Source organism: Rhodococcus opacus (genome assembly GCF_012396235.1).
Lineage (GTDB): Bacteria > Actinomycetota > Actinomycetes > Mycobacteriales > Mycobacteriaceae > Rhodococcus_F > Rhodococcus_F opacus.
The window spans coordinates 444,675-455,850 of sequence record NZ_JAAXPA010000001.1; the positions used below are offsets into that span (position 1 = coordinate 444,675).

An 11,176-nucleotide genomic window follows, 5' to 3' on the forward strand; every position below is an offset into this window, starting at 1 on the left:
GAACTCGACCTCGCCCCGCCCTACCAGGACGGACGCACTGTTTCGAGTATCCGCCCGCAAGGCTCGCCGGGTCCAGGGCACTGCGGGCCCAAAGCCGCCAATGGATACTGGGCCCCATGACCGAGCGCGTCGACACACCCGGCATCGATCCCGCGGACTTCCGCGTCCACGTGGTGGCGCAGGCCATCCGGCTGTTCTCCGAGAACGGGTACGAGGCGACGACCGTCGAGCAGATCGCATCCGCCGCGGGCGTGTCCCGGCGGACGTTCTTCCGCCAGTTCCGCTCCAAGGAGGACGTGATCTTCGCCGATCACGAATCGCTGTTGCAGCAGGCAGGCGATTATCTGTCCACGAATTCCGACGACCCGTGGGCGGCGGTCTGCAGGACGGCGGGCCTGGTCTTCGACAGGTTTCGCGAGAACCGGGAGCTGTCGGCTCGCCGGTACCAGGTGGTCCAGCGGGTTCCCGCCCTGCGCGACCGGGAGATCGTCACCGGCTTCCGCTACGAGCGGTTGTTCGTCGACTACCTGCGCGGGGTCGTACCCACCGAGCCGGTCCTGAAGGTCATCGGATTCGCGGCCGCCGTCACCGCGTGCCACAACTTCCTGCTCCGGAACATGATCAAGGGCGACCCCGACGCCACCGCCGAGGAACTCGAGCGGGCCCTCCTCGACGTGCGCCGGACGTTCGGCGTCGCTCCGGGGGCATCGACGCAGGAACAGGACGCCGTGCTGGTGGTGTCGTACCCGCCGGGAACGCCGGTGGAGGAGATCACCGGGCGTATCCAGGCCCAGCTGTCCCGGCGCCGGGGCTCAGTGGCCGGGTGACGACAACCACCCTTGACTGGCACTCAGTGCCGTGGTTGACTGCACTGTAGTGGCAGTAGTTTGCCGACCACGAACGTTGCGGCCCACCTGAACGACAATAACCTTGGCACGGAGTGCCTATTCAGACTCGGTGCCGTCGAGACTCAGCAAGGAGCGCCCCATGGCCGGAAATCCGGACTTCGATCTGTTCAAGCTCGGTGAAGAGCACGACGAACTGCGGTCCGCGATCCGCGCGCTCTCCGAGAAGGAGATCGCACCCTACGCGAAGGAAGTCGACGAGGATGCACGCTTCCCCGAAGAGGCCCGCGTCGCCCTCGTGAACTCCGGGTTCAACGCCATCCACGTCCCCGAGGAATACGACGGCCAGGGCGCCGACTCCGTCGCCACCTGCATCGTCATCGAAGAGGTCGCCCGCGTCTGCGGCTCCTCGTCCCTGATCCCCGCCGTCAACAAGCTCGGCACCATGGGCCTCATCCTCAACGGGTCCGAGGAACTCAAGCAGCAGGTCCTGCCGCAGCTCGCGTCCGGCGAGGCCATGGCGTCCTACGCACTGTCCGAGCGTGAAGCCGGTTCGGACGCGGCCGGCATGCGCACCCGCGCCAAGGCCGACGGCGACGACTGGATCCTCAACGGCTCCAAGTGCTGGATCACCAACGGTGGCAAATCCAGCTGGTACACCGTCATGGCCGTCACCGACGCAGACAAGGGCGCCAACGGCATCTCCGCGTTCATGGTCCACGAGAACGACGAGGGTTTCGTCGTCGGACCGAAGGAGAAGAAGCTCGGCATCAAAGGCTCGCCCACCGCGGAGCTCTACTTCGAGAACTGCAAGGTCCCCGGCGACCGCATCATCGGCGAGCCCGGCACCGGCTTCAAGACGGCGCTGCAGACCCTCGACCACACCCGTCCCACCATCGGCGCGCAGGCAGTCGGCCTCGCACAGGGCGCCCTCGACGCCGCTCTCGCCTACACCAAGGACCGCAAGCAGTTCGGCAAGTCGATCAGCGACTTCCAGGCCGTGCAGTTCATGCTCGCCGACATGGCGATGAAGGTCGAGGCCGCACGCCTCATGGTCTACACCTCCGCGGCCCGTGCCGAGCGCGGCGAGAAGAACCTCGGTTTCATCTCCGCGGCCGCCAAGTGCTTCGCCTCCGACGTCGCGATGGAGGTCACCACCGACGCCGTCCAGCTGTTCGGTGGCGCCGGCTACACCACCGACTTCCCTGTCGAGCGGATGATGCGTGATGCGAAGATCACTCAGATCTACGAAGGCACCAACCAGATCCAGCGCGTCGTGATGTCGCGTGCACTGTTGAAGTAGGCGGCTACGCCGCCCGTGCGCCTTTTTGGTAGCTCCCGCTACCAAAAAGGCGCACGGCTACGTGAGGAGAATTTGTGGAACTAGTAGGCGTGATCGGCGGCGGCACCATGGGTGCCGGCATCGCCGAGGTATGCATCAAGGCCGGTAGCTCGGTTCTCATCCTCGAGACCAAGCCGGAATTCGCCGAGGCGGCGCAGGCCCGCATCGAGAAGTCCCTGGCTCGCGGGGTCAAGGCGGGCAAGCTCGACCAGGACGCCGCGGATGCCGCGCTCGCCCGCGTGCGGGTCACCCTCGACATCGAGGAGTTCGCGGACCGCGACCTCGTGATCGAGGCGGCGCCGGAGATCGAGTCGCTCAAGGTCGACATCTTCCAGAAGCTCGACAAGATCGTGAAGCCGTCGGGCATCCTGGCGTCCAACACGTCGTCCATCCCGCTGATCAAGATGGCCAACGCCACGCAGCGTCCCGGGCAGGTCGTGGGTGTCCACTTCTTCAACCCGGTGCCGGTGATGCCGCTGGTGGAGATCGTGGTCAGCCTGGTCACGTCGGAGGAGACCGTCCTCGCGGTCACCGACTACGCGAAGAACACGCTGCGCAAGAAGACGGTGCGGGCCGGGGACCGTGCGGGTTTCATCGTGAACGCGCTGCTCATCCCGTACCTCACGTCGGCGGTCCGGATGCTCGAGTCGGGTTACGCCACCGCCGAGGACATCGACGAGGCCATGAAGGGCGGCTGCGGTTACCCGATGGGCCCGCTGACGCTGATCGACACCGTCGGTCTCGACATCACCCTCGCCGCGGCGGAGTCGCTGTACGCGGAGTTCGCCGAGCCGCACTACGCTCCCCCGACGCTGCTCAAGCGCAAGGTGGACGCCGGACAGCTCGGCAAGAAGAGCGGTAAGGGTTTCTACGACTACAGCTAGTCACGCCCGTCCGGAAGCCCGTCGCGTCGTCGCGGCGGGCTTTCGCCGTTCTTGACCGCAAATCCCATGTAGGAGATGGCCGTACTCCGGATCTGCCCGAAGTCGAGCCGGCGGCTCAACTCCCCGTAACTGAGCCGTGTTCCGCCGGCCCGGGCGAGGTCGAGGAGCCGGAGCGGATTCTTCGACCGCGGCCCGAGCCCGACGATCTCGCCGAGCCGCAGTCCGTGCCGCGCCATGATCGGCTCCAGCTCCGCGGGGCGGATACACATCGACCAGTCGTGGATGGGAGTGTCGAACATCCGGGTCATCCGCCACTCCTGCATGATCTTGATCGCGACGAGCTTGCTGGCGAATGTGCGGTTGATGGTGTCGAACAGGTACAGGCCGCCGGGTTTCAGCGCCCGGGACGTCTCGGCGATCACGCCGTCGAGATCCGACACGTGCTCGAGGACGTCGCAGCAGTAGATGACGTCGAACGCGGCATCCGGTACCGGCAGCTGTTCGCCCGACCCGATGCGGTACTCGATGTCGAGGGCCGAACCGGCTGCGTGACGCCGTGCGGTGTCGACCGACACGGGGGACGGATCGATGCCCGTCACCCGGAAACCGATGCGGGTGAACTCTTCCGCGAGGAACCCACCGCCCGACCCGACGTCGAGGGCGCGGAGCCCGTGATGGTCACGACCGACCGTCTCGCCGAGCACCTTACGGAAGTAGGCGAATCGTCCCGGCGTGAGGCTTCCGTGCAGCAGGTTGAGTGGGTTGTCTTCCTCCCACCACGACTCCCCCACACGGTTGTAGACGTCGTTGTCGATGACCAAGCGGACCACCCCTTCTCTGCCGACGGCACAGCGACGACCTCCAGCCTTCTCCTGAGCGTCGGTCACTTCAAGGCCGGTGCCCTTACGCGATGCTCAGAGGATGACATTCAGGGTCTCGCACGTGTGCCTGCTGCTGGGCGGGTTCGTCACGGGAATTGCGTTGACGTCCACCACGTCCAGGGAGTTCGCGTTCGTGGTCGGCGGCGACCGCCTGGACGCGTTGTATGCCGGGCCGTCCGCCGGTGCCTTCCTGGCTGCGGTCGTCGCCGTCCTGGTGGCAGCGCTGGTTCGTGCCCGCCGGGTCCTGTCGACGCTGTCGTTCGCCGGTCTCGCGCTGCTGGGTGTCGCTCCGTCGACGGGGCCGTGGGATTTCGAGGTGTACCTCGGCGGAGTCGGTGCGGGCCTGCTGCTCGGCGGCCTCGTCGGACTGTGCGCCACCGCCGACCGGGCATGGTTGCAGACCGCACTCGCGGCGGGGGTTCTCGCCGGACTCCTCCTCGCCGGACCGATCGACCACTTCCGGACGTCTTTTCCCCGGCGCTACGCCGATTACCTTCCGGAACCCGCAGTCGATCCGGTGGCGCTGACCGTCCTCGCGCTCACGTGCGTAGTTCTGGCCGTCACGCTGGCGTCCGGCGACTTCGGTGAGCGGACGGACGTCGCGGTGAGCGCGCGCGCCCTCGTCGTCGGGATCGTCCTGCCGCTGATCGGGCTGGTGCTGTACTGGTGGTTCGTTCGACGTGTCTGGAACGTGGGCACCTACGGCGCGATGCAGGGCAGGTGGATGTTCGGACTCGTCCTGGTCGTGGCGGTGATCGCCGCCTCGCTGTGGCTGGAGAGCCGCACCGGGATCGTGTTGCTCGCCGCGATGGCGTTCGTCGCCGCGGGGGACATCGGTGTGGCGGCGTTCCCGGATTCCTGGCCGTGGCTGCTGGTGCCCGCGGCGCTCGTGCTGACGGGCGCCGTGCTCGGCCGGCGCTTCCCGCACCCGGTGCTCGGCATCGCGGCGCTCGCAGTCGTGGCCGCGTCGGCGTTGTTCGAGCACCCGCCGTGGGACAACCTGCACGTCGGGGCGACGTGGCTCCTCCTTCCGCTCGCGGCCTCGTACACGGTCGCGTCGAGTCTGCCGTCGAGCGAGCCGGTCACCGCGACATCGCTGGCGGTGCCTGCCGCGCTGGCCGTCCCGCTGATCGCCGACTACGGGTGGACGGCGTATGCGCCGCTCGTCGAATCCGAGAGGACGCTGGGGCCGGACTCGTGGGCGTGGACATCGACCGGACTGTCCGTGGCTGCCGTGGTCGCGTGCGGTCTCGCCGCCGCTCACCTCGGAAAACGCCCCACCTGAGCTCATTGCACGATACATACGTTGTGCACCATGCATACTCTGTGTATGGTGCACAAATTGTGTTTCGCAGAGTTGAGGAGATTCGTGTGGACAGTCCGACGCCCGCCGTCCGGCCAGGCGGCCTCATCGCCGTGCTGGCATTCACCGGCATCGTCGCCGCGCTCATGCAGACCCTCGTGGTGCCGCTGATCGGCGACCTCCCCCGACTGCTCGACACGACCGCCTCCAACGCATCGTGGGTGATCACCGCGACGCTGCTCGCCGGCGCCGTGGCGACACCGGTCACCGGACGTCTCGGCGACCTGTACGGCAAGCGGCGGATGATGCTGATCTGCACGGTGCCGCTCGTCCTGGGCTCGGTGGTCTGCGCACTCGCGACGTCCCTGGCCCCGATGGTGATCGGCCGAGGGCTGCAGGGCATCGGTGTGGGCATGATTCCGCTGGGAATCAGCGCACTGCGGGACCTGCTGCCGCCCGAGCGCCTGCACTCCTCCATCGCCTTGATGAGCTCGTCCATGGGCATCGGCGGCGCCCTCGGTCTGCCGCTCGCCGCAACGGTCGCGGAGAATGCGAGCTGGCGCGTGCTGTTCTGGGGCGCCGCCGGGCTCAGCGCGCTGATCGCCGTGCTGCTCTGGTTCTTCGTGCCCGCCACGCCCGTCCACGGTCCCAAGGCCCGCTTCGATCCCATCGGGGCAGTCGGACTGGGCGTCGGACTGGTGTCGCTGCTGCTGGCTGTGTCCAAGGGCGCCGACTGGGGCTGGGCGAGCAGCACCACCCTCGGTTTGTTCGCGACCACGGCCGTCGCGTTGACGGCCTGGGGCTGGTGGGAACTCCGCACTCCCGAACCACTGGTCGACCTGCGGGTGATCGCCGGCCGTCAGGTACTGCTGACCAACGCCGCGTCCGTCGTGGTCGGCTTCGCCATGTACGCCCAGTCCCTGATCGTTCCGCAGCTCCTGCAGTTGCCGGCGTCGACGGGATACGGCCTGGGACAGTCGATGCTGGCCATGGGCCTGTGGATGGCCCCCTCGGGTCTGATGATGATGGCGGTCTCCCCCTTCGGCGCCAAGCTGTCGTCCACCCGCGGACCGAAGGTCACCCTGCTCGTCGGAAGCCTCGTCATCGCGCTCGGCTACGGATCGTCGATGTTCCTGATGGGGTCGACGTGGGGCCTGGTCGTGGTGACCTGCATCTGCGGCTCGGGTGTCGGTCTGGCCTACGGCGCGATGCCCGCTCTGGTGATGAGCGCCGTGCCGCAGTCGGCGACCGCCTCCGCCAACAGCGTCAACTCCCTGATGCGCTCGGTCGGCACCGCGGTGTCCGCGGCCGTCGTCGGAGTGGTCCTCGCCCAGATGAGCGTCCAGGTCGCCGGCCACACCCTGCCGACCGAGGGCGGCTTCCGAACCGGCCTGTTGATCGGTTGCGGTGTCGCACTCGTAGCCGCGGCCATCACGCTGGCCATTCCCACCCGTCGCGCCACCCTCGCGGCGCCGAACTCGATTCCCGAACCGCTCGCGCCGTCGAAGGTGTAGCCCCTTGCCGGTTGCCTACTTGTGGAGGGCGTACCCCGCCACCGGGTTGCCGTTGATGTAGACGGTGCCCTCGTAGGTCCCGTCGGGCCTCGGCGTGATCCGGTCGGTCAGGAAAGGAAGCCCGGAGGGGCTGTAGTCGGTGACGAGGGAACCGCTCGCTTCCGGAGTGGTCATGCCGAAGATGTACGGGAAGAACACCCCGAAGTTGTCCATGACCCACCCGGGCCCGAACGTCTTGCCCTTCCAGATCAGGTCGCCACCGAGAACGTTGGTGGTGCCGAGGTATGTCCCGGCAGGCAACGGGACCGGCATCGGCGCGGGTAGCGGCGGCGGCATGGGGGCCGGCACCGGGTCTGCCGCGGCCGTCCCCGCGGCGAAGAAAGACAGGCCGGCCACCGCGACGGCCCCGACTGCGACCTTGCGCATGATGTCCATGAGTTCTCCGTATATCGAGGTGCGTGGCGGAAAGTGTCGCACGGACAGGGCCGTCACAGGGAGAGTGTGAAGAAGATGCTGTTCGGATCGTTGCCGTAGTCCCCGAACGGGGGACATTCGGTGAAGCCCTGCTCGGTGTACAGACGCCTGGCCGGGGCGAAGAAATCCTCGACGCCGGTCTCGAGGCTGAGCCGGACGTACCCGCGTGCCCGCGCCTCGTCGACCAGGTGCGCGAGGAGCCGGGTGGCCACACCCCGCCCGCGCGCCTCCGCGGCAGTCCGCATCGACTTGATCTCACCTTCGGCCGGCGAGAGCTCACGCAGAGCCACGGTTCCCAGCACGGTCTCCTCGTCCCACAGCGTCCACACGGTGACCGACGGGTCCCGCAAACCGGGCAGATCGAGGGCGTGAACACTTTCGGGCGGCGACGTCGCATGCATGTCCGCCAGGTGCTCGGCCAGCAGACCGTGCACGGCCTCACGGGACAGGTCGTCGACTTCGATGTACACGTGCAGGCTCTCGACTTTCGGTTTCGACCGGGCAACGATGTCGAGTATGCCGAAGTCGGCGCGAGAAATCGCAACGAGCACCGCGCTGCCTGAACCGCGGCGCACCATGGGGAGATGACCGAGACCGTTCTGCGCCTGAGCACCCGCCAGGGGCGGTGGGTGGTCACCGCGACCGTTCTCGGTTCGAGCCTCGCGCTGCTGGACGGCACGGTGGTGAACATCGCCCTGCCGCATATCGGTGAGGACCTCGGGTCGGATGTCGCGGGAATGCAGTGGGTACTGAGCGGCTACACCCTCGCGCTGGCGTCGCTGATCCTGCTGGGCGGGGCGCTCGGGGATCGCTGGGGCAGGCGCCGCGTCTTCGTCTGGGGGACGGTCTGGTTCGCGGCGGCGTCACTCCTGTGCGGCATCGCACCCGACATCACGATGCTCGTGATCGCGCGGATTCTGCAGGGTGTCGGGGCTGCGATGCTGACCCCCGGCAGCCTCGCTCTGATCTCGGCGTCGATCCACGAGGACGACCGGGGTGCCGCGATCGGGCTGTGGTCGGGACTCGGCGGGGTGGCCGGGGCGATCGGGCCGCTACTGGGCGGCTGGCTGGTGGAGGTGGCCGGCTGGCGGTCGGTGTTCCTGATCAATCTTCCGCTCGCCGTCGTCGTGGTGTGGGCGTCGATGCGGCACGTCCCCGAGAGCCGCGACCCGCATCCTCCCGATCATCTCGACGTGCTCGGGTCGGTGTGCGCGGTGATCGGCCTCGGCGCGCTCACCTACGGTCTGATCGAGATGAACCTGATCGCCGGGGTGGTCGGGACCGTCGCGCTGATCGCGTTCGTCGTGGTGGAACGGCGTTCACCGAACGCCCTGGTGCCGCCGAGCCTGTTCGCGTCGCGCATGTTCGTGGCGGCGAACCTGGTGACGCTCGCCGTGTACGCCGCACTCGGCGGCGTCTTCTTCCTGCTTGTCCTGCAGTTGCAGTTGGTGGCCGGATACTCGCCGATCGAAGCCGGGGTCGCCACCATCCCGATCACGCTGGCGATGCTGGCGTTCTCCTCCCGCGCCGGCAGCTACGCCCAGACCCACGGCCCCAGGTTGCCGATGACCGTCGGGCCCGCACTCGCAGCGGTCGGCCTGCTGTTGATGACCCGGATCGGGCCGGGTGCGAACTATTGGACGGTCGTGCTCCCCGGCGTCGTCGTCTTCGGCCTCGGACTGTCCGCCATGGTCGCGCCGCTGACCGCCGCCGTGCTCGGGTCCGTCCCGGTGGACCAGTCCGGCATCGCCTCCGGAGTGAACAACGCCGTCGCGCGCACCAGCCAGCTACTGGCGGTGGCCGCGCTCCCCGGGATCGCGGGGATCGACGCCGAAAGCATGATCGACCCCACCAGCTTCTCGCACGGCTTCCGCATCGCGATGTACATCTGCATCGCACTGCTCCTGGTCGGGGCGACCATCGCCGCAGCCCTGATCCGGGCGCCCGCCCCGCCCGCTCGCACCCCGCTTGGTCCCGTCCCGGATTCGGTTGCATGCAAACCACATTGCGACGTCACCGGTCCGGCAGTGCAACCGGCAATCGCCCGGTCGAGCCCTACTCCACCGAAGCGATGACGTGTAGCGCTGCCCCGTGTTCGCGCACCTCGTCGTGGAGGGCCTCCATCTTGACGTCGAGATTGCGGGCCACGTCGGCAGCATCCTTCAACTCGTCCAGCAGCGCGGCCGGGACCGCCTTGTCGTACTTGTAGAAGATCTTGTGCTCGAGGCTTGCCCAGAAATCCATGGCCACCGTACGGATCTGGATCTCCACCCGCACCGATTCGACGCGGTCGGACATGAACACCGGAACCTCGACGATCAGATGCAGGCTCCGGTATCCGTTGGGTTTGGGTTCGGCGATGTAATCCTTGACCTCGATGAGGGTGATGTCCTGCTGGCCCGTCAACAGGTCGCTGATCCGGTACGCGTCCTGAATGAAGCTGCAGGTGATCCGGATTCCGGCGATGTCGTGGATGTTGTCGCGGATGGAGTCGAGAGTGAGCGGAATACCCTTGCGGGCAGCCTTGCCCAGCACGCTGTCGGCCGACTTCAGCCTCGACTTCACGTGCTCGATCGGGGTGTACTCGTGAATGTAGGTGAACTCGTCCTTCAAGATGTTGATCTTGGTCATCATCTCGTCGATGCCGAATTTGTACGACATCAGGAATCGGGTGAGATCCCGTCCCCCGTCGGAGCTTCGGAGACTCAGCAGTCCGGTCACGTCATCGGCCGTTCGCTGCTCCACACGTCACCCCCACCATTGCCTCGTGCATCGCCGACGGAGTGGGTGCAGGCGGCAGCGGTGCGGCGCCGACAGCCGAGAACGCCTGGAGCATGTAGCCCATGAGACGACGCCAGGCATCAGGGGCCGCGGCGCCTGTCGCCTCGACCACCCCCGCGTTCGCCATCAGAAGCAACACCAGGTCCTGGGAGGAGAAGTCCGCGCGCAGCCGACCCGTCTCCTTGGCGCGTTCGATCAGCCGCTCGAAGCCGCGGTAGGCCTCAGCCCGCTTCGCCTCGAATTCGCTTGCGGTGGGGAACGTCATGGTGAGCACGTGAGTGAAGCCGCGATCTTCCGCCTGCATGGCGCACACCCGCTCGACGTAGGCGCAGAAACCGTTCCACGGATCGGGGTCTGCCGCGGCCTCGTCGATGGCGTCGACGTAGGCGCTCATCTTGTCGGCGAAGACATCGGTGATCAGATCCTCCCTGGTGGGGAAACGGCGATACAACGTCGCGATGCCGACTCCGGCCCGCCGGGCGACCTCGGCCATGGAGGCCGTCAACCCTTGCTCGGCGAACACCTCCTGCGCCGCATCGACGACGCGCGAGCGGTTGCGCTCGGCGTCGGTGCGCAACGCCTGCCTGCACGCATTCCGTGCCTCTTTCGACCCCGGCTTCACCATGAACTCGATGCTACCCGAAGTGGAAAGCACACTCCGTTTATCGTGTCAGCCCACGCCCGGCGTTCTGGACGACCGCGCCCGATTTCTCGCGGCGGCACCCGCGATCAGCAAGCGAGTCGCACCCTTTCGTATCCTGGTCAGGTGGCGATTTCCGGGACCGATCCCGCGAGCGTCCGGGTCGACAGCTGGACCTGGGCGATCCGGCTGTTCAAGACGCGCTCCGCGGCGGCGGCCGCCTGCAGGTCGGGGCACGTGCGGGTCAACGGCACCACCGCCAAACCCGCGCAGCCGGTCAAGGTCGGTGACGAGGTCCGCATTCGCGCGGCGGGTGTCGAACGCATCGTCGAGGTCGTCCGGCCCATCACCAAACGGGTCGGCGCGGTGGTGGCGGTCGAGTGCTACACCGACAACACACCACCGCCCCCACCGCGCGAAGTCCTCGCGTCGATACCGCAACGCGACCGCGGTGCAGGCCGGCCTACCAAACGCGAACGCCGCGAGATGGACCGGTTGCGCGGGTTGTGACC

Annotated in this window: 12 protein-coding genes; 7 read left to right on the plus strand and 5 right to left on the minus strand. The window is 67.5% G+C overall.

Annotated elements, in window-relative coordinates; all coding sequences use genetic code 11:
* Window positions 1-116 precede the first annotated feature (116 nt).
* The 3 genes from HGB39_RS01770 to HGB39_RS01780 all read left to right on the plus strand — a co-directional run bounded on the left by HGB39_RS01770 (window position 117) and on the right by HGB39_RS01780 (window position 3,071).
* On the plus strand, window positions 117-827 hold the full coding sequence (locus tag HGB39_RS01770; RefSeq protein WP_005255942.1) for a TetR family transcriptional regulator: 711 nt from the start codon (window positions 117-119) through the stop codon (window positions 825-827).
* A 160-nt stretch (window positions 828-987) separates the two neighbouring features.
* Window positions 988-2,148 (plus strand): acyl-CoA dehydrogenase, encoded by a 1,161-nt coding sequence (locus tag HGB39_RS01775; RefSeq protein ID WP_005255941.1) that lies wholly within the window; start codon window positions 988-990, stop codon window positions 2,146-2,148.
* Between the two features lie 74 nt (window positions 2,149-2,222).
* Complete coding sequence (locus tag HGB39_RS01780; RefSeq protein WP_005561875.1) at window positions 2,223-3,071, plus strand: 3-hydroxybutyryl-CoA dehydrogenase; 849 nt, start codon at window positions 2,223-2,225, stop codon at window positions 3,069-3,071.
* Here the strand turns inward: HGB39_RS01780 and ubiG are convergent.
* Window positions 3,068-3,901, minus strand: coding sequence for a bifunctional 2-polyprenyl-6-hydroxyphenol methylase/3-demethylubiquinol 3-O-methyltransferase UbiG (ubiG, locus tag HGB39_RS01785; RefSeq protein ID WP_005561877.1), 834 nt, complete (start codon window positions 3,899-3,901; stop codon window positions 3,068-3,070). The two genes, HGB39_RS01780 and ubiG, sit on opposite strands and share 4 nt — an antisense overlap.
* 91 nt (window positions 3,902-3,992) lie before the next feature.
* Between ubiG and HGB39_RS01790 the strand changes: the two genes are divergently transcribed.
* Window positions 3,993-5,237: a phosphatidylglycerol lysyltransferase domain-containing protein gene (locus HGB39_RS01790; protein WP_005561878.1), complete on the plus strand. Its 1,245-nt coding sequence runs from the start codon at window positions 3,993-3,995 to the stop codon at window positions 5,235-5,237.
* Between the two features lie 86 nt (window positions 5,238-5,323).
* The gene (locus HGB39_RS01795) at window positions 5,324-6,769 is read left to right on the plus strand and encodes an MFS transporter (protein WP_005561880.1); all 1,446 of its coding nucleotides are present in this window, start codon (window positions 5,324-5,326) and stop codon (window positions 6,767-6,769) included.
* A gap of 15 nt (window positions 6,770-6,784) precedes the next feature.
* On the opposite strand, the gene HGB39_RS01800 is transcribed toward HGB39_RS01795, so the two are convergent.
* Window positions 6,785-7,204 (minus strand): hypothetical protein, encoded by a 420-nt coding sequence (locus tag HGB39_RS01800; RefSeq protein ID WP_005561883.1) that lies wholly within the window; start codon window positions 7,202-7,204, stop codon window positions 6,785-6,787.
* A 53-nt stretch (window positions 7,205-7,257) separates the two neighbouring features.
* Window positions 7,258-7,821, minus strand: a complete 564-nt coding sequence (locus HGB39_RS01805) for a GNAT family N-acetyltransferase (RefSeq protein ID WP_005561885.1) — start codon at window positions 7,819-7,821, stop codon at window positions 7,258-7,260.
* Window positions 7,822-7,827: 6 nt separating this feature from the next.
* Between HGB39_RS01805 and HGB39_RS01810 the strand changes: the two genes are divergently transcribed.
* Window positions 7,828-9,318 carry an MFS transporter gene (locus HGB39_RS01810; RefSeq protein ID WP_005561887.1) on the plus strand — a complete coding sequence of 497 codons (1,491 nt, stop codon included), beginning with the start codon at window positions 7,828-7,830 and terminating at the stop codon, window positions 9,316-9,318.
* On the opposite strand, the gene HGB39_RS01815 is transcribed toward HGB39_RS01810, so the two are convergent.
* The gene (locus tag HGB39_RS01815) at window positions 9,299-9,988 is read right to left on the minus strand and encodes a GTP pyrophosphokinase (RefSeq protein WP_005255930.1); all 690 of its coding nucleotides are present in this window, start codon (window positions 9,986-9,988) and stop codon (window positions 9,299-9,301) included. The genes HGB39_RS01810 and HGB39_RS01815 overlap by 20 nt on opposite strands.
* Window positions 9,966-10,649, minus strand: a complete 684-nt coding sequence (locus tag HGB39_RS01820; RefSeq protein ID WP_005561889.1) for a TetR/AcrR family transcriptional regulator — start codon at window positions 10,647-10,649, stop codon at window positions 9,966-9,968. Before HGB39_RS01820 ends, HGB39_RS01815 begins: the two co-directional genes overlap by 23 nt.
* A 141-nt stretch (window positions 10,650-10,790) precedes the next feature.
* Here HGB39_RS01820 and hslR point away from each other — a divergent pair, with 141 nt between their 5' ends.
* Window positions 10,791-11,174 carry an Hsp15 family ribosome-associated heat shock protein gene (gene hslR, locus HGB39_RS01825; protein ID WP_005561891.1) on the plus strand — a complete coding sequence of 128 codons (384 nt, stop codon included), beginning with the start codon at window positions 10,791-10,793 and terminating at the stop codon, window positions 11,172-11,174.
* Window positions 11,175-11,176: the final 2 nt, after the last annotated feature.

Coding starts and splice junctions, on each gene's coding strand:
- HGB39_RS01770 (WP_005255942.1), top strand. CDS start 117: ATGACCGAGCGCGTCGACACACCCGGCATCGATCCCGCGGACTTCCGC.
- HGB39_RS01775 (WP_005255941.1), top strand. CDS start 988: ATGGCCGGAAATCCGGACTTCGATCTGTTCAAGCTCGGTGAAGAGCAC.
- HGB39_RS01790 (WP_005561878.1), top strand. CDS start 3,993: ATGACATTCAGGGTCTCGCACGTGTGCCTGCTGCTGGGCGGGTTCGTC.
- HGB39_RS01800 (WP_005561883.1), bottom strand. CDS start 7,204: ATGGACATCATGCGCAAGGTCGCAGTCGGGGCCGTCGCGGTGGCCGGC.
- HGB39_RS01805 (WP_005561885.1), bottom strand. CDS start 7,821: ATGGTGCGCCGCGGTTCAGGCAGCGCGGTGCTCGTTGCGATTTCTCGC.
- HGB39_RS01810 (WP_005561887.1), top strand. CDS start 7,828: ATGACCGAGACCGTTCTGCGCCTGAGCACCCGCCAGGGGCGGTGGGTG.
- HGB39_RS01820 (WP_005561889.1), bottom strand. CDS start 10,649: ATGGTGAAGCCGGGGTCGAAAGAGGCACGGAATGCGTGCAGGCAGGCG.